Here is a 21,248-nt window from a genome sequence, read left to right as displayed (position 1 = left end):
CAGACTTAACTGGGCAACTCCGCAATGCGGCGCGCGACAGCCTGGTACGCCAGGCAACAGCGCGAAACGGGCAAGCACCACAGCCAAAGAAGGCAGGCAGCAGCAGGATACGCGCAGAGTACAGCGGCCAAACTTGTAGCAGCATCGCACACAGACACCGCGCCCGCCATTAGCCGATTGGCCGAATAGCGGCGCCCGCCACCTTGCCGGAAGATGAACCCGTCGTGTTCTACAGGCGGTTCATCACCGGTCTCTCATGCAAGCATCTTTCCAACCCGCGGCAGCGTCGCCGCGTCCCATCGCAAGTGCCCACGAAAGCGCCGTCAGAGCGAAGCTGAAACCATTCGCACCCGACCTCAACGCAGCAAATCCCGCCGACACCGACAACGCTCCCGCCGTGCGTCTCCTGACTGACACATTGCAGGAAGCAACTCGCCGAAACGCGTCGGACCTTCACATCGAGCCAGCGGAACACGGCTGGCGCGTGCGCTTGCGAATCGACGGCGTGTTGCACGAAATCCCGCCGCCGCCCGCGCATCTGCGCGACGCATTCATTACTCGGGTGAAGGTGCTGGCTCGTATGGATATCGCCGAGCGTCGCGTACCGCAAGACGGCCGGCTGCGCATCTCCAATTCGCCGGGACGCGTTGAAGATTACCGCGTCAACTCGCTGCCCACGCTCTTCGGAGAAAAACTGGTGCTGCGCAGACTCGACGCGCTGCCCGCCGATCTTTCACTCGACTCGCTCGGCCTCGATCCGCATCAGCGCAAAACAGTGGACGCCGCGATTCGCGCGCCGCACGGCCTCATGCTTGTCACCGGCCCCACCGGGAGCGGCAAGACATTGTCGCTGTACTGCTTTCTGAATCTGCTCAACGGTGAGGCCCGCAATCTCTGTTCGGTGGAAGACCCCGCGGAGATCCAGTTGGCCGGCATCAATCAGGTCAGCGTGCGCGAAAAAGCCGGGCTCACTTTCGCGGTCGCGCTGCGTGCGTTTCTTCGCCAGGATCCCGACGTGATCATGGTCGGCGAAATTCGCGACGAAGAGACCGCTGACGTCGCCGTGAAAGCTGCGCAAACGGGCCACCTCGTCCTGTCGACCCTGCATACGAATGACGCGCCGGCAGCCGTCGCACGTCTGATCGATATCGGCGTCGAGCCGTATAACCTCGCGGCCGCGTTGCGGATGGTCACCGCGCAACGGCTGGTGCGGCGGCTCTGCGCCGCGTGCCGAGTGCCGGCGCCGCAGTCGGTCGCGGCGCTCCGAGCGGCGGGTTTCAGCGAGCATCAACTCGATGGCTGGCAGCCTTACGCCGCCGCCGGATGTGCCGCATGTCACGGCATCGGCTATCGCGGCCGCGTCGGCGTTCATCAGGTGATGCCCGTCTCCGATGCGATGCGCGAGCTGATCGTCGCGAGCGCCGGCACGCATGAACTCGCGCGGCTAGCGCAAACCGAACAGGTGGGTACGTTGCGCGACGCGGCGTTGACGCGCGTGCGCGACGGCACCACCAGCCTCGCCGAAGCGCTCGCCGCCACCGAGGTCGCATGAACACGGCGACGATCCAAAGACCACCGGCCTCCGACATGCGTTTCAAATGGCGCGGCGTCGATGCCGACGGCGTGCGGAAAAACGGCGCACTCATCGCGCCGGACGCAGCCGTCGCGCGCTCGGTACTCAAGCGCGACAATCTGTTCATCCTCGAACTGACCGTGCACGGACCGGCGCCGCGTCCCACCACGCGCGCCGCGGACATCACGCTATTCACGCGACAGCTCGCCAGCCTGCTACGCGCGGGTCTGCCACTCGCGCCCGCGCTGGACCTGCTCGCGCAAGCCGAGACTTCGCGGCGTCAAGGTATGGCGCGGATCGTCGGCGCTCTCGCACGCGACATCACCGGCGGCCTGCGTTTTTCCGCGGCATTGCAGCGGCATCCCGCGCAATTCAATGCGCTGTACTGCCAGCTGGTCGAAGTTGGCGAGGCGGCTGGTGCACTCGCGGCCGTCCTCGCCCGCATCGCCGATGACCGCGAACGCGCCGCCGCGCAGCGCGCCAAAGTACGCGCGGCACTGACCTATCCCGTCGCGATCCTTGTGCTGGCGATGGCAATCACCGCGGCATTGCTCGTGTGGGTCGTGCCGACCTTCAAACAGATCTTCGACGGCTTCGGCGCCAAGCTGCCCGCACCCACGCAGTTCGTGCTGGCATTGTCGTCCGGTGTGGCGCGATGGAGCATACCGGCGTTCGCCATGATCTTCGCAACCGGATCAGCAGCGACGTTTCTGCTGCGACGTTCCGAAGCCGCGCGCATCCGCTTTGCGCGCGTATCGCTGACAATACCGGTCGCCGGTCCGCTGCTGCGCACGTTGTGCGCGGCGCGCTGGAGCCGCGCGCTCGGCACGTTGTTATCTGCCGGCACGCCGCTGGCCGACGCGTTCGATTCGCTGACTCACGCCACCGGCAACGCCTACTTCGACCGCGCCACCGTGGAAATCGCCGTGCGGCTGCGGCGCGGCGAGCGGCTCGCCGCCGCAATGCGCGCGGCACGCTGCTTTCCACCGGAGGTCGTGCAGCCGATCGCGGTTGCCGAAGAGTCCGGAGCACTCGACACCATGCTGATCGACGTGGCGTCGCTGGCCGATCGTCAGGTAGACGAAAAGATCGGCACGCTGTCGAGCCTATGCGAGCCGCTCGTCATCGTCGTGCTCGGCGCGCTGGTCGGCGGCCTCGTGATCGCGATGTATCTTCCCATTATTCAACTCGGCAACGTGGTGTAGGATCGCAGCCGAATCCATCCTTAATCTATGCGGGCTACTCTTCCACTCGTGCCAGACACCTCTTCCAGCCTGCTCTCGGGCTTGCTGCCCGACCACTTCGCGACCGGCCTCGGCCAGGCGTTCGGCAGCTTGCCCGCAGCACTGCAGATGACGTTCGCCATTGTGTTCGGCCTCGTGATCGGCAGCTTCCTGAACGTTGTAGTGCATCGGCTGCCGATCATGCTCGACCGCGCCTGGCGCGCTGAAGTCAGCGAGGCCGCCGATCAACCACAGGAAGAAGACGGCTTGCCGGCACGCTACAACCTGTGGGTGCCGCGCAGTGCGTGTCCTCATTGTGGCCACGTGTTGAGCGCATGGGAGAACCTGCCAGTGCTGAGCTATTTATTGCTGCGCGGCCGCTGCTCCGCGTGCAAGGCGCGCGTGAGCCTGCGCTATCCGGTGCTCGAAATCGCCAGTGCAGCGTTTGCGGCTGGCGCACTCGAGTTGTTCGGTCCGACCTTCACGGCGCTCGCCGCCTTTGGTCTGTGCGCTACGCTGCTCGCCATGAGCGCGATCGACATCGACACGCATCTGCTGCCCGACTCCATGACGCTGCCGTTGCTGTGGGCGGGCATCATCGTCAACTTCAACGGTATGTTTACGAACTTGCATGATGCGGTGCTCGGCGCGATCTTCGGCTATCTGGTGCTGTGGGTCGTGCATTGGGCATTTCTACTCATACGCGGCGTCGAAGGCATGGGTCATGGCGATTTCAAACTGCTGGCGGCGCTCGGCGCGTGGCTCGGCTGGGCTGCGCTGCCGCAGATCGTGCTGGTCGCCGCGGTGACCGGCGCAGTCGTCGGCCTGCTGGCAACATGGCGCGGCCGTATGCGCTTCGAAGAGCCCCTGCCCTTCGGGCCGTTTCTCGCCGCGGGCGGCGCACTGACGCTGTTTCTCGGCACGCCGCTTTATCTGGCTCTGGGAGGCTGAAGCATGTTTGCTGTGGGATTGACCGGCGGCATCGGCAGTGGCAAATCGACTGTCGCCGACCTGTTCGCGGCGCACGGTGTGCCGCTCGTCGACACTGACCTGATCGCGCACCGCATAACCGCGCCGCACGGCATCGCCATGCCGCCAATCGCAGCCGAATTCGGTGAGGCGTTCGTCGCCCCTGACGGCTCACTCGACCGCGCCCGCATGCGCACACTCGTATTCAGCGACGACAGCGCGCGCAAACGCCTCGAAGGCATCACGCATCCATTGATTCGCGCGGAAACCGAACGCGCGCAGCGCGACGCGCGAGGGCCTTATGTGATCGTCGTGGTGCCGCTGCTGGTCGAATCCGGCAAATGGAAGACGCGCGTGAATCGCGTGCTGACGGTGGATTGCAGCGTCGAAACGCAGATCTCGCGCGTGATGAGCCGCAATAATTTCAGTCGCGAACAGGTGCTGGCGATCATCGCCCGCCAGGCCACGCGCGAAGCGCGCCTCGCCGCGGCCGACGACGTGATCGACAACGACAACGCGCCGCTCGACGCGCTAACAGCGGAAGTCGGCGCGCTGCATCGCGTGTATCTGTCGCTCGCCGGCGCATGACGCCGACGTGAAGCCTCGGGAAATCCCGGTTGAACTTCGCAGCGATGCGCATGCCAAAAGTGCGTTGAAAACCGCCCGAAATACGTGAAAAAAGTTGCAAATGCGTGCTGAAAAAGTGCGTGATTGCTAGGGTAGTCTCACGGCATTAGAATGTTCTGCATTCCCGTCACCGACCACGCCCGAGGCGAGCCCGCTTGATCCTTTACGAGTATCCCTTCAACGAGCGAATCCGGACGCTATTGCGCCTCGAAGATCTGTTCGAGCGCTTCACGTTCTTTCTGACTCAGGAAGACGCCAGGGAACATCACGTCGCACTGACAACGTTGTTCGAAATTTCAGAGGTTGCGGGCCGCGCGGATCTGAAGTCGGATCTGATGAAAGAACTCGAACGCCAACGGCAAACACTGGCGCCGTTTCGCGGCAATCCGGGAATCGAACAGAGTGCGCTCGAGGCCGTACTCGGCGAGATCGAGCAAACTCTCGCGGGGCTTTCGCAGATGCAGGGCAAGACCGGCCAGCATCTTGCCGACAACGAGTGGCTCGCCAGCATCCGCAGCCGCGCGATCATTCCAGGTGGCACCTGCAAGTTCGATTTGCCATCCTATTACGCCTGGCAGCAGATTCATCCCGATCAGCGCCGCCAGGACATCGCCAAGTGGGTGACACCGCTGCTGCCGCTACGCGACGCGGCCATCATCGTCTTGCGGCTTGCGCGCGAATCCGGCCAGGCGTCCAAGGTCATGGCCATGCAGGGCAGCTATCAGCAGATGCTGTCGGGTCGTTCGTATCAATTGATGCAAGTGCGGGTGGCACCGGAATTGCGCGTGATCCCCGAAGCCAGTGCGAACAAGTACATGCTGTGGGTGCGCTTCACGGTGCAGGACGGCGATTTACGTCCACGTGCGGTCGATGTCGACGTGCCTTTCCAGCTCACGCTTTGCAGCCTGTAAAACACGCTCGCAAGCCTGTCACGTTCACCGGGTAAATCAGAAAGGAAGGGGCGCGCCTTTAAAGCGGCGAAAAATGCCCCTATATTCGTTACTTGTCCCGTTTGCGATTTGATTGCCTGACCGTATGCCTACTGTCGTCAAATGCCCCACTTGCGGAAAGGACGTCCGCTGGACCCCTGAAAACCGCTTCCGCCCCTTCTGCTCCGACCGTTGCAAGCAGATCGACCTCGGCGCCTGGGCCGCTGAGAAGTACAAGATCGGCGGGTCCGAGCAGGAAGCGTCGTCGGACGAGACGCCCGGCGGGGATTACACCCCGCATTGAGCAGCGCCCACTGGGCGGGCCATGCCGATCGGCGCTGCGCCAGAGCAGCGCCCGGTATCGCGCGTCTTCTCTTTCCGCTTCAGTTCTTTTCGGCTGCGAGCCATTCCAGCACGGGAATGGTCGCCGGTAACAGCGGCTCGACATCCGCGGGCAGCGTCTGCCAGACAAAAGCCTGACCTTCGCGGCCGTGCGGCTCGCCGGACCACTGCGTCACTTTGCAGAAAAAGAGCCGCACATACGCGTGCGGGTAGTCGTGTTCGAGCGTATGCCAGAGATGGCTTGCCTCGACATCGATACCCAGCTCCTCGTGCAGCTCACGAGCGAGCGCGGCTTCGACCGATTCGCCCGCTTCCAGCTTGCCGCCCGGAAACTCCCAGTAGCCCTCGTACGGCTTGCCTGCCGGGCGCTGCGCCAGCAGATAGCGCCCGTCGGGCTTGACCAGCACGCCGACCGCGACTTGCGTCACCTTGCGGCCGGCGGCGTTCTTCTCGACGTCGTCGTTCATACCGACGCTCACGCTGAGGTTTTGCGGCCGGACCAGTCGCGCGCGAATTGCCACGCGACACGTCCTGAACGCGACCCGCGCTCGAGCGCCCACACTAGCGCATCGCCACGCGCCGCTTCGACTTCGGCGTCATCGCAGCCGAAATGGCGCAGCCAGTGGCCGATGATCGACAGGTAGTCGTCCTGTTTGAACGGATAGAAGCTGACCCACAGCCCGAAACGCTCGGACAGAGAGATCTTTTCTTCCACCAGTTCGCCAGGGTGAATCTCGCCGTCGGACGTGTGCTTGTACGTTTCGTTGTCGCTCATGTATTCGGGCAACAGATGGCGGCGGTTCGACGTCGCGTAAATCAGCACGTTGTCCGATTGCGCGGCGATCGAGCCGTCGAGCGCAACCTTCAGCGCCTTGTAGCCCGACTCGCCGTCTTCGAACGAGAGGTCGTCGCAGAACACCACGAAGCGCTCCGGCCGCTGCGCGATCAGGTCGACGATATCGCCGAGGTCGTGCAGATCGTCCTTATCCACTTCGATCAGACGCAACCCGTCTTTGGCATACGCGTTCAGACACGCCTTGATCAGCGACGACTTGCCGGTGCCGCGCGCGCCCGTCAGCAACACGTTATTGGCCGGCTGCTTGTGCACGAATTGACGCGTGTTCTGCTCGATCAGGCCTTTCTGGCGATCGATGTTTTGCAGGTCGTCGAGCGTGATCGCCGAGATGGCCGGCACCGGCTGCAGGTAGCCGCGCCCCTGGCGCTTGCGCCAGCGGAAGGCCACTGCCGTCGACCAGTCGATATCAGGCGAAGCGGGCGGAAGCATCGCTTCGAGGCGAACGAGCACGGCTTCGGCCCGGGTCAGAAACTGTTCGAGTTTATCCATGGCTGGAAAGTAAGCGGCCCTGAGGCCGCGTTGAACCCCTGGTGAGGAACCTGGTTACGAACGATAGTCGGCGTTGATGCTTACGTAGTCGTGCGACAGATCGCAAGTCCAGATCGTGGCTTGCGCATCGCCGCGGCCGAGTACGACACGAATGCCGATCTCGCTCTTTTTCATGACGCGCTGGCCGTCTTCTTCTCGGTAGGCCGGATTGCGGCCGCCGGCAGTCGCAACCAGCACGTCGTCCAGATACAGATCGATCTTGCCGACGTCGAGATCGTCCACGCCGGCATAGCCGATGGCCGCGAGAATGCGGCCGAGATTCGGATCCGATGCGTAGAAGGCCGTTTTCACGAGCGGCGAGTGGCCGATCGCATACGCGATCTGGCGGCATTCGCCGACGCTCGAGCCGCCTTCCACTTGCACGGTCATGAATTTGGTCGCGCCTTCGCCGTCGCGCACGATCAGTTGCGCGAGGGTCTGGGCGACTTCGGTCACTGCGTCGCGCAGCGCTGCATAAGCGGGCGAGTCGGTGGACGTGATCGCCGGCAGGCTCGATTTGCCCGACGCGATCAGAATGAACGAGTCGTTGGTCGACGTATCGCCATCGATCGTGATGCAGTTGAACGAGCGGTCCGCCACATGCTTGACCAGCGCGTCGAGCACCGGCTGGGCGACGGCGGCGTCGAACGCGAGGAAGCCGAGCATGGTCGCCATGTTCGGCTTGATCATGCCCGCGCCCTTGCTGATGCCGGTCAGCGTGACCGTGTGGCCCTCGATCGTGACCTGCCGCGACGTGGCCTTGGGCAGCGTGTCCGTGGTCATGATCGCCTGCGCGGCGTCGTACCAGTTCGCTTCCTTGCGGTTCGCCAGCGCGGCCGGCAAACCCGCTTTCAAACGATCGACCGGCAGCGGCTCCAGAATCACGCCCGTCGAAAACGGCAGCACCTGTTCCGGCGTAATGTCCGCGAGACGCGCGAGTTCGGCGCAGGTGTCGCGCGCCGCCACGAGGCCCGGCTCACCCGTGCCCGCGTTGGCGTTGCCGGTGTTGATCACCAGCGCGCGAATCGGCTTGCCGCCGGCGCGCACGCGTTCCAGATTCTCACGGCACACCGTGACGGGCGCCGCGCAAAACCGGTTCTGCGTGAACACGCCGCCCACCGTGGCGCCATCGCCCACGGAAATGACGAGCACGTCCTTGCGGTTCGGCTTGCGGATATTCGCCTCCGCCCAGCCGAGCGAGACGCCGGCGACGGGGTGGAGTTGAGCGGGATCGATCGAGGGAAAATTGACAGCCATGGTCGCGACCTGTCGAAGAAAATGCCGGCAGGCGCCGGCATCGGGGAAACGGAACTGATGGCCCGGGCGTGCTGCCGGACCACCGCGAAATCAAGGCAACCTAACGCGTAAAACGACGCGGCGCGCCTCTCAGCGCGCCGCATTCGGCATTACACGATCTTGCCGTGGCACTGCTTGTACTTCTTGCCGCTGCCGCACGGGCACGGGTCGTTACGGCCGACCTTCGGCACGTTGTCCGCGCTCAGGTTCGCTGCTGCCGTATGCGACGAGCCGTGGCTCATTGCATCGCCGATCATGGCGGCGGTGGCTGCCTCCGCGGCAACAGGCGCTGCGGCGGCTGCTTCGGCGAATTCGGCGTGGCGGAACTCGACGTTTTCGAGGTGGCCGCCCTGCTCTTCGAGCTGTTCGGCAGCCTGCTCCAACTGTTCCGGCGACTGGATCTGCACGTTCATCACCACACGGGTGACTTCGAGCTTCACCGCGTCGAGCATGGCGGCGAATAGTTCGAACGCCTCGCGCTTGTATTCCTGCTTCGGATTCTTCTGCGCATAGCCGCGCAGATGGATGCCCTGACGCAAGTGATCGAGCGCGGCCAGATGTTCGCGCCAGCTACGGTCCAGCGTTTGCAGCATGATCGAGCGCTCGAACGCGCTGAACGATTCACGGCCGACCAGTTCGACCTTCGCTTCGTAGGCTTCGTCCGCGGCGGCTTCGACCGCTTCGAGAATCTCGTCCGCGCTGATCGAGTTCGACTCGTTGATCATTTCCTGGATCGCGAGATCGAGCTGCCATTCGTTGCGCAGCACTTCTTCCAGCTCGGGCACGTCCCACTGCTCTTCAATGCTGCCCGCCGGCACGAACTGGTGAACGATTTCGGCGATCACACTCTGACGCATCGCGCCGATCGTTTCGGTGATGTCGTTCGCTTCGAGCAATTCGTTGCGCTGCTGGTAGATTACCTTGCGCTGATCGTTCGACACATCGTCGTATTCGAGCAATTGCTTGCGAACGTCGAAGTTGCGCGCTTCCACTTTGCGCTGCGCCGATTCGATCGAGCGCGACACGATGCCCGCCTCGATCGCTTCGCCTTCCGGCATCTTCAGGCGGTCCATGATCGCGCGCACGCGATCGCCGGCGAAAATGCGCAGCAGCGGATCTTCCAGCGATAGATAGAAGCGCGACGAACCCGGGTCGCCCTGACGGCCGGCACGGCCGCGCAACTGATTGTCGATCCGGCGCGATTCGTGGCGCTCGGTGCCGATGATGTGCAGACCGCCCGCGGCCTTCACCTGATCGTGCAGCGCTTGCCATTCGTCGTGCAGCTTCTGGATGCGGCGTTGCTTGTCGTCTTCAGCCAGCGTTTCGTCCAGTTCGAGGAACGACGCCTGCTTTTCCGCGTTGCCGCCGAGCACGATGTCGGTACCGCGACCGGCCATGTTGGTGGCGATCGTGATGCGCTTCGGACGGCCGGCTTCGGCGACGATTTCGGCTTCACGCGCGTGCTGCTTGGCGTTCAGCACTTCGTGCGGCAAGCCGGCCTGCTTCAGCAGATGCGACAGCAACTCGGAGTTTTCGATCGACGTCGTGCCGACCAGCACCGGCTGTCCGCGCTCGTAGCAATCGCGGATGTCGCGGATCACCGCGTCGTAACGTTCCTTGGCGGTCTTGTAGATCTGATCCTGCTTGTCGATCCGCTTGGGCGGACGGTTGGTCGGGATCACGACCGTTTCGAGACCATAGATCTCGTTGAATTCGAAGGCTTCCGTATCCGCCGTGCCGGTCATGCCGGACAGCTTCGCGTACATGCGGAAGTAGTTCTGGAACGTGATCGACGCGAGCGTCTGGTTCTCGCTCTGGATCTTGACGTGTTCCTTCGCCTCGACCGCCTGGTGAAGACCGTCCGACCAGCGGCGGCCCGACATCAGACGGCCGGTGAATTCGTCGACGATCACCACTTCGCCGTTCTGCACCACGTAATGCTGGTCCTTGAAGAACAGCGTGTGCGCGCGCAGCGCGGCGTACACGTGGTGCATCAGCGTGATGTTCTGCGGCGCGTACAGGCTCTCGCCCTCGCCGATCAGGCCCCACTCGGCGAGCAGGCGCTCGGCCTTTTCGTGGCCCGATTCCGTCAGGAACACCTGGCGGCCTTTTTCGTCCAGCGTGTAGTCGCCCGGCTTTTCAACGCCGGTGCCGTCCGCTTTCTCTTCGCCGATCTGGCGTTCGAGCAGCGGCGGCAGCGCATTCATGCGCACGTACAGGTCGGTGTGATCTTCGGCCTGGCCGGAGATGATCAGCGGCGTACGGGCTTCGTCGATCAGGATCGAGTCGACCTCGTCGACCACCGCGAAATTCAGGGCTCGCTGCACCCGCGCGTCGGTCTCGTAGACCATGTTGTCGCGCAGGTAGTCAAAGCCGAATTCGTTGTTCGTGCCGTACGTGATGTCCGCCGCGTAGGCTTCCTGCTTCGCGCCGTGATCCATCTGCGACAGGTTGATGCCGACCGACAGACCGAGGAAGTTGTACAGGCGCGCCATCCATTCGGCGTCGCGCTGGGCAAGGTAGTCGTTGACCGTGACCACGTGGACGCCGCGGCCCGACAGCGCGTTCAGGTACACCGGCAGCGTAGCGACGAGCGTCTTGCCCTCACCGGTGCGCATTTCGCCGATCTTGCCGTAGTGCAGAACCATGCCGCCGATCAGCTGCACGTCGAAGTGGCGCATTTTCAGCACCCGCTTGCTGGCCTCGCGGCACACCGCGAAGGCTTCCGGCAGGAGCTTGTCGAGCGATTCGCCGCTCGCGATTCGCTGGCGGAATTCACCCGTTTTGGCGCGCAGTTGATCGTCCGTCAATTGCTCGATCTGCGGCTCGAGCGCATTGATCGCCGTGACGGTCTTTTGATATTGCTTGACTAGCCGCTGGTTGCGGCTGCCAAAAATCTTCTGTAGAAAACCGGTGGTCATCGGATCGGTGTCTGCGTCGCGGCTTCGGCTGGGTCGCGGCGTGCAGTTCATGCACGTGCGCTCCGGGGTCGGAAGGGCCTCGGCGGCTTAGTCCAAGAGTGAATTGTCGGGTAGCCCGACCTTCTTACGAAGATCGGGCCCCCCGAGAACCGTACGTGCGAGTTTCCCCGCATACGGCTCAAATCTACGAACAAAGTTCTGTCTACGACAGAACCGGCTTAGTTACTACAAGTTTACCAACGTGTACCTGCTGGTGACAGTGCGGGTGAAGCAAGACCCGGTTGGACAACTTGTCTGATCCGCCACGCATCCTATATTCCAGATGATGGTCGTGCCAGCCTGTTTCGTCCGTCAAGGCACAGCCGCAGTGCGCACACAGCCCGCTCTGCGACATGTACAGCTTTGCCCACTGCTTCCGGTAGCGCATCGAATCCCACAGACGCGTCTGCCGCAGTTGCTCGCCATATTGCTCCCACTTCGGATCAAAGGGATTGAATTCTCCTTGGATCTTCTTGTGTCTCCTGATCGCCGTACCGCTGAGCTGGTACAACTCCATCAGGCCCCAACTGCCATCGTCTCGAACCGTCCGGACCGCAAACACCCACTGTCGAGCGTCGATTGAGTGGAAGTACTTCTGTCGCACCCAACCACTGCTCTTTCGCGGATGTCGCCGCTTGGACCACCACCAGAGCCTCCGGAACACCAGATGCTCCATGTGGGTGTACGCCTTTTTGGCCGTAACCGGATGGTGATACTGCGCCCATCCGCGCAACATTGGATTTAGCAGTCGGATCATCTCCTCCTGCTTCACCGTCTTGTTGCTGCGAATCGTTTCCGCCACCTTGCTGTAGAACGCTTTTGCGTTCTTCTTGCTCGGTTTGATGAGCATCTTTCCCGAGTACTTCCGGAAATTCCACCCAAGGAAATCGAAGCCGTCGTCAATGTGAGTGACACGCGTCTTCTCCTCCGATAACTGCAGTCCTCGAACTGCAAGGAATGCCTCTACCCAAGGTCGGACCTCGCACTCCAGCAGTTCACGCGAGTCGCCGGTGATTACAAAGTCGTCCGCGTACCGCACCACATTCACTTTGAGCCTTCGAGCTTTCATGATTCCTAGTTTTGCACCGAGATGCATTTCCAGTTCTCGCTCCAGCCCATTCAGCGTTACGTTTGCCAACGTCGGGGAGATGATGCCTCCTTGCGGCGTACCGGCCTCAGTCGCCTGTAGCTGCCCCTTATAAATCAGGCCAGCCTTCAACCATTTCCGGAGGATCACTCTGTCCATCAGGACGTTGTTTTCCAACCAGTCATGACTGATGTGGTCAAAGCATCCCTTGATATCCGCTTCAAGGACCCATTTGGCAGAAGCCTCTTGGGACATACAAACGCGGATTTGGGCCATCGCATCAGCTGTCGAACGATTTAGCCTGAACCCATAGGAATTCAGGTCACTCGTCGACTCCGATACTGGCTCCAAAGCCAGCAGATGCAGAGCTTGCATCGCCCTGTCCCGCATGGTCGGAATGCCCAGAGGGCGTTCCTTCCCATTGGCCTTGGGGATAAAGACTCTCCGTAATGGCAGAGGCTTGTATCCGCGCCGCTTCAACCTGCCGATGGCTTCCCATCGGCTCTCAGGCGAATCCCATAGCTCGCGATCGACTCCAGCCGTTCGCGCACCCTGGTTTTGCGTAACACGTCGTACCGCATACAGCTTCGCAGACAACGTGCGGGTCAGCATCCGTTGCAGGGCTTTCACCCTTCTCCAGTCGCCTTCCCGCGTCGCCTTCGCAATTCGAATCTGCATCCCTCTCACGTTCCGCTCAACCCGTTGCCAATCTATGGCGTACCAGTTGTCCGGCGCGTGGAAAAGCGCAGATCCGGTCTTTCGACCAGATACTTTCATGCTGCTCTCCTACCTGGAAAAGTCCCCAGACAGAAGGCGCATCTCCCCCAGCGGGGTAGATACACCCCGCTGGGGAACAACAAAACTCAATGCAGGCGCATGCACCTGCATCTGACCAAGTTACAGAGGGTAGTCAGCCGTCTTGCGACGGTAGACCAGACGGAAGTCTGCCCGCTTTCGCGTGGGGTGATGTTCCAACCCCTATCCGAACCATTACAGCCCGGCTTTCGCTTTTTCCGTCCTCCCATACCTGCACAATCAACAGCGTCCCTTGCGGTTCGCCTGCCAGCCTTACTGCGCTGGCAACCATACAGGCTTACCACGTTCCCGGCATGTCACACGACTGACTTAGGTTCTGCCTATTCCCCGGCGGTATCACGAACGACGTAACCCGAGATTCGAGCGGGCTATCCAACCGCATACCTTTTGGTCAGTGCCTATCAGCAGCTTTGGCACACAATGCTAACGAGGTTTATCAGCAGTTCACTTCCGTTAACCCTATCAGCCAGCCTAGCGCCTTACCCCCTTGCTGCTAGGAGTATCCAGACCGCCTCCTCGCGGAACCAATCTGCCCGAAACGTCCGGGGGCTACATTGTCAGAAGAGCTTCACACCCCACCGTTGCCAGTGACGCATGTCTTCCTAGGCTACTGCTGGTCGTACAGCAGGTTCACTACCCTCGTCTTCCAACAAACGAGGTCGAACAATGACACACCGAGCTTTCGCTCGTATCGTTTAGCGAAACCCTTGCCTGACGGCTCGGGAATTGCAAACATCACCCCGCCCTGTCGGCGGAGGTGAAGCCGCTGACCGGGCGGGACCTGACGGTGATCAAGCCCATGCAACAAGGTTCCCGGCTGATTGCTCCGGTTTCCAATTTCGCTACAAAGATGCTTCCCATAGGGTTGCATCTGCTTCCTAAAGTGCGGCCCACAAGGGGACCGCCTGCGGAGGGCATGGTGAGTTACCTCAATAACCCTCTAGTCGATACTCCGTAACGTGGAGCAACCGGACACGAGCGTGCGTGTCGCACCGAATCGCGCATTTTAGCACGCGCCCCCGCCCACGCTTATGTCAGCAGCGAGACCGCGGCAGGGCATCGGAAGCCCGCCGCAGCAAGCTCTGGCAGTCCGCATTGAGGCGGGCCCGCGTGCGTCCTGCGCGGTACAATCGCGGCGTGAACGCGCATAGGGTGCGGACACGCCGTTACCCATCGAAAATGAGCCGTTTTCCTTCCTTTTCAAGGCCGCCGCCCCAGCAGTTCAAGGCGCGCCGCCCGCAGCCGGTCGCCGAGGTGCTCAATCGCACGGACGCGTTCGCGGCCCTGCGCGCGGGCGTCGAGCAGATTGCGGCGTTGGAAAAGGATCTGCGCGCGCTGCTGCCCGACTATCTGGCGACGAGCGTCGAACCCAGCTTTATCAAGGAAGGCGTGCTGGCCCTGTTCGCCGGCCATAACGCGCTGGCGGCGCGGCTGCGGCATCTGGAGCCACGGCTGCTGGCGGATCTGCAGCAGCGCGGCTGGCCCGTGAATTCCCTGCGGATTCGCGTGCGGCCGCAGGCGGTCAAGGAACCGCCGCCGGTCAAACAGGCGCGCATGACGCCGGCTGGCGCCGATGCGCTCCACGCGCTGAGCGAATCGCTGGCACCGTCGCCGTTACAGGAAGCGCTGGCGAAAATGGCGGCCCGGCATCGGAGAAATCGCTAGGCAAAAGAAAAGCGGCCCAACTGGGCCGCTTACTTTTCACGCACTCGCTTCGGAAATTTCACCCGAAGGCGTCAGGCAAAAGCCGTCTGAGTCTCATAGGCAAAACCGCGCGGCGCCTTCTGCGTGTCGTCGAAGGTGACGATTTCGTACGAATCTTCGTGCGCCAGCAGTTCGCGCAGCAGCGCGTTGTTCAGGCCGTGGCCCGATTTGTACGCGTCATACGCTGCCAGCAACGGATGGCCGACCACATACAGGTCGCCGATCGCGTCGAGCATCTTGTGCTTCACGAACTCGTCGTCGTAGCGCAGGCCGTCGTTGTTCAGAATGCGGTATTCGTCCAGCACGATCGCGTTGTCCATGCTGCCGCCACGCGCCAGACCCAGTTCGCGCATCATTTCCACTTCATGCGCAAAACCAAAGGTGCGAGCACGCGCGATTTCGCGCACGTACGACGTATTGGCAAAATCCACTTCCAACGCCTGACCGGTTTTATCCACAGCCGGGTGACGGAAATCGATCGTAAATTTGAGCTTGAAACCGAAATACGGGTCGAGACGCGCGAACTTATCGCCGTCACGAATTTCGACCGGCTTGGTGACCTTGATGAATTTCTTCGCCGCGTTCTGCTCTTCAATACCGGCAGACTGAATCAGAAACACGAAAGAACCGGCGCTGCCGTCCATGATCGGAATTTCTTCGGCGGTGACGTCGACATAAAGATTGTCGATGCCGAGACCGGCGCAGGCGGACATCAGATGCTCGATGGTCGAGACGCGCGCGCCGTCCTTCTGCAACACGGAAGCCAGACGCGTATCGCCAATCGCCATCGCCGAAGCGGGAATGTCCACCGGCGTGGCCAGATCCACGCGCGAAAACACGATGCCCGTGTCCGGCCCGGCCGGACGGAGCGTCAGTTCGACTTTGCGGCCCGAGTGCAGGCCGATGCCGACCGTCTTGACGATTTGTTTGATAGTGCGCTGCTTCAGCATGGTGATCTTCTATTCGATTGAAAATCCCAATCGGGACTTTTTATTCCATAGCGCGAATTATACTCCAATACCCTAAGAAGCGTCTTTTCGCGGAACGTATCAATCTGTTTCGCTGCATTACCCTTGGGCGTCCGTCAGGGAAAGCGTGACGGGCCGATGCCCCGGAACGGAGGCGTTTCCGGTCATCGGCCCGCGTAACGGCCTGTCACAAAAGCGTCTTATCGACCGTTGCCCTGGCACAACGCGCGAACCGCGTGTGCCTGTGGCGAAGGCCACGACGCCAGCGTGCCTAGCTCAACGTAGCGAGAATACTCCCTGCATCGCTGACTTCGAATTTGCCGGCAGCCTCGACGTTCAACGTCTTGACCACGCCGTCGTCGACCACCATCGCGTAGCGCTGGGAACGGATTCCCATGCCGCGCGCCGACAAATCCTGCTCGAGACCGAGCGCTCGCGTGAAAGCCGCACTGCCGTCCGCCATCATGCGCACCTTGCCCGAGGCGTGCTGATCGCGTCCCCACGCGCCCATTACGAACGCGTCGTTGACGGACACGCACCAGATCTCGTCGATGCCAAGAGCGCGCAACTGCTCGGCGTGCTCGACATAACCCGGTACATGTTTGGCCGAACAGGTGGGCGTGAACGCGCCGGGCAATCCGAAGATCACCACACGCTTGCCCGCCGTCTGCTCGCGCACGTCGAAGCTGTTAGGCCCGATCGTGCAGCCCGCCCGCTCGTCTTCGATCAACTCGAAGAGCGTCGCGTCGGGCAGCTTGTCACCTGCCTGAATCATGCTCAGTCCTTTGCATCGATGCGAAGCACGCTCGCACGTCGTCGTGTCGCAGTGAAAAATCCGGCGTGGGCACCAACCACTTCACGCTCCGCCGTCCGGCGACGGTCGCCCACTCCGCTTCGCGAATCCGAAGAGGGCAGTTGTCCTTATCGCGAATCCTCAACGATACGCGACTTGTTCGCCGTTCACCCGCCACGCTCGTGCATTCGTCCGCCAGCGCCAGAATCGGCGCCGCAACGAAAGCCTGCCCGTGCGCTCAGTCCGCCTGCTTGCGCAGGAATGCCGGAATGTCGTACGTGTCGACGCCCTTTTCCTGCAGCGCCTGCACATGCGAAGCGGCCGTATCGCGCGACGTGCGCCACACTGCCGGCGTATCCAGCGCGCCGTAATCGGCGGTGCTGGCGTGCGACGACTGCGGTGCGTAGGCAGCGTGTGCGCTGATCGGCTGGTTGTCGGTGCCGGTGCGCAGCAGCGTCATCGGTGCCGATTGCTGCTTCTTCGCCGCGCGGCCCAGACCCGTTGCCACGACCGTTACGCGCAGCGCGTCGCCCATTGCATCGTCGTACACTGCGCCGAAAATCACGGTTGCGTCTTCCGCAGCGTAGCTTTTGATCGTGTTCATCACTTCGCGCGTTTCCGACAGACGCAGCGAACGGCTCGACGTGATGTTCACGAGCACGCCACGCGCGCCCGACAGATCCACACCTTCCAGGAGCGGGCTTGCAACAGCCTGCTCAGCAGCGAGGCGTGCGCGATCGACGCCGGCAACAGTCGCCGTGCCCATCATCGCCTTGCCCTGTTCGCCCATCACCGTCTTCACGTCTTCGAAGTCGACGTTCACCAGACCGTCGACGTTGATGATTTCCGCGATGCCGGCAACTGCGTTGTTCAGAACGTCGTCTGCGCACTGGAAGCACTTGTCCATCTCGGCGTCATCGCCCATCACCTCGAACAGCTTGTCGTTCAGAACGACGATCAGCGAGTCGACGTGATCCTCCAGTTGCTGCGAACCGGCTTCTGCCACGCGCATCCGCTTGCCGCCTTCGAATTCGAACGGCTTGCTGACGACGCCAACGGTCAAGATACCCATTTCCTTGGCGATCTGTGCGACCACGGGTGCCGCGCCCGTGCCCGTGCCGCCGCCCATGCCGGCCGTGATGAAGACCATGTGCGCGCCGCGCAGTGCGTCGGCGATGCGCTCACGTGCTTCTTCCGCTGCGGCGCGGCCCATTTCCGGCTTGGCGCCGGCGCCCAGACCCGTGTTGCCGAGCTGGATCACCGCGGTGGCGCGCGAACGCGACAAAGCCTGCGCGTCCGTGTTCATCACGATGAAGTCGACGCCTTGCACGCCTTTGTTGATCATGTGCTGAACAGCATTGCCGCCAGCGCCACCTACTCCGACCACCTTGATGATGGTGCCGTTCGTTTCGGTTTCCAGCATTTGGAAATCCATGATGCCTCCGTCAAGATAAAAATTTACAGCCACTTCGGCCGTTATTCGGCAGGAGATCGGGCAACCCCCTGTCGCGCGCCGGCCGCCGGCACCAGCGCGTATTTTGAAACTCGTTCGACAACCCGTTCTGTGCAGCGGTGCTACGAATGCTTTAGAAATTGCCGAGGAACCAGTCCTTCATGCGCGTGAACACCTGTCCCATCGAGCCCGACTGCACCGCGACCTTGCGGCCGCGCATGCGCTGCGAGCGTCCTTCGACAAGCAGGCCCATCGCCGTCGAGTAGCGCGGATTGCGCACTACGTCGGCGAGACCGCCCGCGTATTCCGGCACGCCGATACGCACCGGCTTCAGGAAAATGTCCTCGCCCAGTTCGACCATGCCGAGCATCATCGACGCGCCGCCGGTCAGCACCACGCCGGAGCTCAGCAGTTCCTCGTAACCCGACTCGCGCACCACCTGCTGCACGAGCGAAAACAGTTCTTCGACACGCGGCTCGACCACCGCCGCCAGCGCCTGGCGCGACAACGTACGCGGGCCGCGCTCGCCGAGACCCGGCACTTCGATCATCTCGTCCGGATCGGCAAGCGCCTGCTTGGCGATGCCGTAATCGACCTTGATGTCTTCGGCATCCGGCGTCGGCGTGCGCAACGCCATCGCGATGTCGCTCGTGATCTGGTCGCCGGCGATCGGAATTACCGCCGTATGGCGGATCGCGCCTTCGCTGAAAATCGCGATGTCCGTCGTGCCGCCGCCGATATCGACCAGCACCACGCCGAGTTCTTTTTCGTCTTCCGTCAGCACCGCCAGCGACGACGCCAGCGGCTGCAGAATCAGATCGTTCACTTCGAGCCCGCAACGGCGCACGCACTTCACGATGTTCTGCGCCGCGCTCACCGCGCCGGTAACGATATGCACCTTCACTTCGAGACGAATGCCGCTCATGCCGATCGGCTCGCGCACATCTTCCTGACCGTCGATGATGAATTCCTGCGTCAGGATATGCAGCACCTGCTGGTCGGTCGGGATGTTGATCGCCTTCGCCGTTTCGATCACGCGCGCCACGTCCGCCTGCGTGACTTCCTTCTCCTTGATCGCCACCATGCCGCTCGAATTGAAGCTGCGGATATGGCTGCCGGCAATCCCGGTAAATACGTTGGTGATCTTGCAGTCGGCCATCAGTTCGGCTTCTTCGAGCGCGCGCTGAATGGACTGCACGGTGGCCTCGATATTCACCACCACGCCTTTCTTGAGCCCCTTTGATTCGCTCTGGCCGAGGCCGATCACCTCGTAGTGACCTTCGCCCTTCAACTCGGCGACGATGGCCACGACCTTCGACGTCCCAATGTCGAGGGCGACCAGCAGATCTTTATAGTCTTTACTCATAGCGTGCTCATTGCGTGTGATGTCCGTTTACTTCTTGCCCTTGTCGGGTTCGGTGATAAAGCGCATCCCTGCCGCGCGAATCGCGAAACCGTTCGGATAGCGCAAGTCCGCATACTCGATATCCTTTCCCCAACGTTGCGTCACCGCGCTCCACGCCGCGCTCAGACGTTTGCTCCGATCGAGCAGCGTGTCCTGATTGCGTTCGCGCCCAAGTTCCACCTGCGTGCCGTTCGAGAGCTTCACCGTCCACGCATAGCGCGGCGACAGCGTCACTTCTTCAGGCGTCGCGCCCAACGGCGCAAACCATTTCTGGAAGTCGTGATAACGCGCGACCACCTCTTTTGCCGTACCGTCCGGACCGTCGAACGCCGGCAGGTCTTCTTCGAGCTCGCCCTGGTTCGCGGTGAACAGCTCGCCGTCGACGCTCACGAGCTGATCGCTGCCCCACGTCCCCAGCGGTTTGTACTCTTCCAGCGTGACAGCCAGTGCATTCGGCCAGACGCGCCGCACGCTCGCATGACGCACCCACGGCATCTGCTCGAATGCTTGACGCGCCACGTCGAGATCCACCGTAAAAAAGTTGCCCTTCAAGCGCCCAACCACACCTGCACGCACCGTCGGCGAATTGATGTGCTCGGTATCGCCGTCGATCTGAATTTCGCGCAGCGCGAAATTCGGGCGCTGGATCAGCCAGTAACCGCCAGCCGCCAGCAGCACGAGCACCAGCAACGCATGCAATGCGTTGGCGGTGAAATTGAGCTGGCGAACGTTGTTCCACATGGTGTTGCTTTCGGGTCGCCCCGGTTAGTCCCGCAATTAGTCCTTCAGCGTCAGCGCCAACACGCCGACAACCAGTTCCTGATAGCTGATGCCCACCGCGCGCGCCGCTTTCGGCGGCAGCGAGTGATCGGTCATGCCAGGCGCCGTGTTCACTTCCAGGAAATACGGGTTGCCGTCTGCGTCGAGCATGAAATCCGCGCGGCCCCAGTCGGTGCAGCCGAGCACGTCGAACGCACGGCGCGCCAGCACTTTCAGGCGCGCTTCCTCGTCCGCCGCCAGACCGCACGGAATCAGGTACTGCGTGTCGTTCGCGATGTACTTCGCGTGATAGTCGTAAAACTCGCCGGCCGGCACGATGCGAATCACCGGCAGATCCAGATTGCCGGCGATGCACGCGGTGTATTCGCCGCCGCCTTCAACGCTCTTTTCGACCACCACGATCTTGTCGTACTTGACCGCTTCGATCAGCGCGGCCGGGAGTGCGTCGGCGCTCTTCACCTTGATCACCGCGACGCTCGAACCTTCGCTCGCCGGCTTCACGAAAAGCGGCAAGCCGAGCTTCGCGACGATCTCTTTCGAGCGCGCTTCGTAGTCGTCGCCGCGCAGCACGGCTTCGAACGGCGGCGTCGGAATGCCGAGTTGCTGCCATACGAGCTTGGTGCGGAATTTATCCAGACCGAGCGCCGAGCCGAGCACGCCGCTACCCGTGTACTTGATGCCGTAAAAGTCGAGCGCGCCCTGAATCTGGCCGTTCTCGCCGTAACCGCCATGCAGCGCGTTGAACGCGCGCACGAAGCCTTCTTCCTTCAATGCGGCGAGCGGACGCTCGGCCGGATCGAACGGATGCGCGTCGACGCCGGCGTCGCGCAAACCTTGCAGTACCAGGCGGCCGGAGTTGAGCGATACCTCGCGCTCGGCGGAATTGCCGCCGAGGAGTACTGCCACTTTGCCGAATTGTTTCGGGTCAATACTGCTCAT

At 62.2% G+C, this 21,248-nt stretch carries 18 protein-coding genes; 7 read left to right on the top strand and 11 right to left on the bottom strand.

Annotated features, from left to right (window positions below; all coding sequences use genetic code 11):
* The first annotated feature begins 256 nt into the window (after nucleotides 1-256).
* The 6 genes from B0G75_RS23105 (at nucleotide 257) to yacG (ending at nucleotide 5,625) form a co-directional block, all read left to right on the top strand.
* The gene (locus B0G75_RS23105) at nucleotides 257-1,552 is read left to right on the top strand and encodes a GspE/PulE family protein (RefSeq protein WP_106310911.1); all 1,296 of its coding nucleotides are present in this window, start codon (nucleotides 257-259) and stop codon (nucleotides 1,550-1,552) included.
* On the top strand, nucleotides 1,549-2,778 hold the full coding sequence (locus tag B0G75_RS23100) for a type II secretion system F family protein (RefSeq protein ID WP_106310909.1): 1,230 nt from the start codon (nucleotides 1,549-1,551) through the stop codon (nucleotides 2,776-2,778). Before B0G75_RS23105 ends, B0G75_RS23100 begins: the two co-directional genes overlap by 4 nt.
* Before the next feature lie 27 nt (nucleotides 2,779-2,805).
* A complete protein-coding gene (locus tag B0G75_RS23095; protein ID WP_106310906.1) occupies nucleotides 2,806-3,747 on the top strand; it encodes an A24 family peptidase in 942 nt (313 codons plus the stop codon).
* Between the two features lie 3 nt (nucleotides 3,748-3,750).
* Nucleotides 3,751-4,353, top strand: a complete 603-nt coding sequence (gene coaE / locus B0G75_RS23090) for a dephospho-CoA kinase (protein ID WP_106310903.1) — start codon at nucleotides 3,751-3,753, stop codon at nucleotides 4,351-4,353.
* Nucleotides 4,354-4,547: 194 nt separating this feature from the next.
* A complete protein-coding gene (gene zapD, locus B0G75_RS23085) occupies nucleotides 4,548-5,303 on the top strand; it encodes a cell division protein ZapD (protein WP_012434407.1) in 756 nt (251 codons plus the stop codon).
* A 124-nt stretch (nucleotides 5,304-5,427) separates the two neighbouring features.
* Entirely contained in the window at nucleotides 5,428-5,625 is a 198-nt protein-coding gene (yacG, locus tag B0G75_RS23080) for a DNA gyrase inhibitor YacG (RefSeq protein WP_106310901.1), read from the top strand.
* A 79-nt stretch (nucleotides 5,626-5,704) separates the two neighbouring features.
* Here yacG and mutT read toward each other — a convergent pair whose 3' ends face one another.
* From mutT to ltrA, 5 genes are all read right to left on the bottom strand, one after another.
* Nucleotides 5,705-6,130 (bottom strand): 8-oxo-dGTP diphosphatase MutT, encoded by a 426-nt coding sequence (gene mutT / locus B0G75_RS23075; protein WP_106310898.1) that lies wholly within the window; start codon nucleotides 6,128-6,130, stop codon nucleotides 5,705-5,707.
* Nucleotides 6,131-6,138: 8 nt separating this feature from the next.
* Nucleotides 6,139-7,008, bottom strand: coding sequence for an ATP-binding protein (locus B0G75_RS23070; RefSeq protein WP_106310895.1), 870 nt, complete (start codon nucleotides 7,006-7,008; stop codon nucleotides 6,139-6,141).
* Between the two features lie 54 nt (nucleotides 7,009-7,062).
* Entirely contained in the window at nucleotides 7,063-8,304 is a 1,242-nt protein-coding gene (gene argJ / locus B0G75_RS23065) for a bifunctional glutamate N-acetyltransferase/amino-acid acetyltransferase ArgJ (RefSeq protein ID WP_106310892.1), read from the bottom strand.
* 149 nt (nucleotides 8,305-8,453) lie between these two features.
* The gene (secA, locus tag B0G75_RS23060) at nucleotides 8,454-11,264 is read right to left on the bottom strand and encodes a preprotein translocase subunit SecA (RefSeq protein WP_106311369.1); all 2,811 of its coding nucleotides are present in this window, start codon (nucleotides 11,262-11,264) and stop codon (nucleotides 8,454-8,456) included.
* Between the two features lie 202 nt (nucleotides 11,265-11,466).
* Nucleotides 11,467-13,167 (bottom strand): group II intron reverse transcriptase/maturase, encoded by a 1,701-nt coding sequence (gene ltrA / locus B0G75_RS23055; protein ID WP_106310889.1) that lies wholly within the window; start codon nucleotides 13,165-13,167, stop codon nucleotides 11,467-11,469.
* Nucleotides 13,168-14,385: 1,218 nt separating this feature from the next.
* Between ltrA and B0G75_RS23040 the strand changes: the two genes are divergently transcribed.
* A complete protein-coding gene (locus tag B0G75_RS23040) occupies nucleotides 14,386-14,871 on the top strand; it encodes a DciA family protein (protein WP_041758585.1) in 486 nt (161 codons plus the stop codon).
* 71 nt (nucleotides 14,872-14,942) lie between these two features.
* Here B0G75_RS23040 and lpxC read toward each other — a convergent pair whose 3' ends face one another.
* The 6 genes from lpxC to B0G75_RS23010 form a co-directional block, all read right to left on the bottom strand.
* Nucleotides 14,943-15,860 (bottom strand): UDP-3-O-acyl-N-acetylglucosamine deacetylase, encoded by a 918-nt coding sequence (lpxC, locus tag B0G75_RS23035; RefSeq protein ID WP_106285167.1) that lies wholly within the window; start codon nucleotides 15,858-15,860, stop codon nucleotides 14,943-14,945.
* Between the two features lie 289 nt (nucleotides 15,861-16,149).
* Complete coding sequence (locus B0G75_RS23030; RefSeq protein WP_012434415.1) at nucleotides 16,150-16,653, bottom strand: peroxiredoxin; 504 nt, start codon at nucleotides 16,651-16,653, stop codon at nucleotides 16,150-16,152.
* A gap of 256 nt (nucleotides 16,654-16,909) precedes the next feature.
* Nucleotides 16,910-18,106 (bottom strand): cell division protein FtsZ, encoded by a 1,197-nt coding sequence (ftsZ, locus tag B0G75_RS23025; protein ID WP_012434416.1) that lies wholly within the window; start codon nucleotides 18,104-18,106, stop codon nucleotides 16,910-16,912.
* Between the two features lie 151 nt (nucleotides 18,107-18,257).
* A complete protein-coding gene (ftsA, locus tag B0G75_RS23020) occupies nucleotides 18,258-19,490 on the bottom strand; it encodes a cell division protein FtsA (RefSeq protein ID WP_012434417.1) in 1,233 nt (410 codons plus the stop codon).
* Nucleotides 19,491-19,517: 27 nt separating this feature from the next.
* Entirely contained in the window at nucleotides 19,518-20,270 is a 753-nt protein-coding gene (locus tag B0G75_RS23015; protein WP_106310883.1) for a cell division protein FtsQ/DivIB, read from the bottom strand.
* A 36-nt stretch (nucleotides 20,271-20,306) separates the two neighbouring features.
* Nucleotides 20,307-21,248 carry a D-alanine--D-alanine ligase gene (locus tag B0G75_RS23010; RefSeq protein ID WP_106310879.1) on the bottom strand — a complete coding sequence of 314 codons (942 nt, stop codon included), beginning with the start codon at nucleotides 21,246-21,248 and terminating at the stop codon, nucleotides 20,307-20,309.

It is taken from the genome of Paraburkholderia sp. BL18I3N2 (genome assembly GCF_003001875.1).
GTDB classification, from domain to species: domain Bacteria; phylum Pseudomonadota; class Gammaproteobacteria; order Burkholderiales; family Burkholderiaceae; genus Paraburkholderia; species Paraburkholderia phytofirmans.
This window is presented reverse-complemented; position numbering and strand designations above follow the sequence as displayed.